At 66.0% G+C, this 566-nt stretch carries 1 protein-coding gene; it reads right to left on the reverse strand.

The annotated features are described in order from the left end of the window. Window positions 1-566: recombinase family protein (locus AC1D01_RS38055; RefSeq protein ID WP_477875180.1), on the reverse strand; the 566-nt coding region annotated here is incomplete at both ends.

The raw sequence follows: 566 nt of genomic DNA on the forward strand, positions 1-566 counted from the left end.
GGCGCTTGCTGGCCATCGTCTGGCTCTTCAAGGGTCCGCCGCAGTACCCGCAGACCGCAACGCCGAAGCCTGTGAGGATGGATGGAATCTCGCCGCGCACGTTCCGCCTGCTCCTCGCGGTCGTGAGTTCCTGCAGTTCGGCCCAGACCTCACGCGTGATGACGGCCGGGTAGTAGTTGAGGAGATGGAAGGTCTCCCCGTCGAGGTCAAGGTGCTTGYCGCCGATCAATGCAGGGTGCGCCAGCAAGCGCACCAGGTGCCCGCTGCTCGGGACAGCATTGCTCACTGAAAGTCCAGCCGAATGCAGCTCGCGAGCGATGTGCCCGGTGCCCAGCCCGCGCAGGAACATGTCGACGGCCGCGCGCAGTGCCTCAGCCCGTGGCTCGATCAACTCCCACCGCCCGTCGACAACCTGAAGCCAGCTCGGCGTCTTGCCGTACCGAATGAGCCCGCGGTAGGTGCCCGCCTGCCACCCCTGACACTGCCGGCGAATGGCATCCCGCACCCGTCGGCTTTTCGTGTCGCTTTCCTCGTGCGCCCGGATCATCACGAGCAGGCTGTAGACC

The sequence above is a fragment of the Rhizobacter sp. P3_B12 genome, assembly GCF_056402895.1.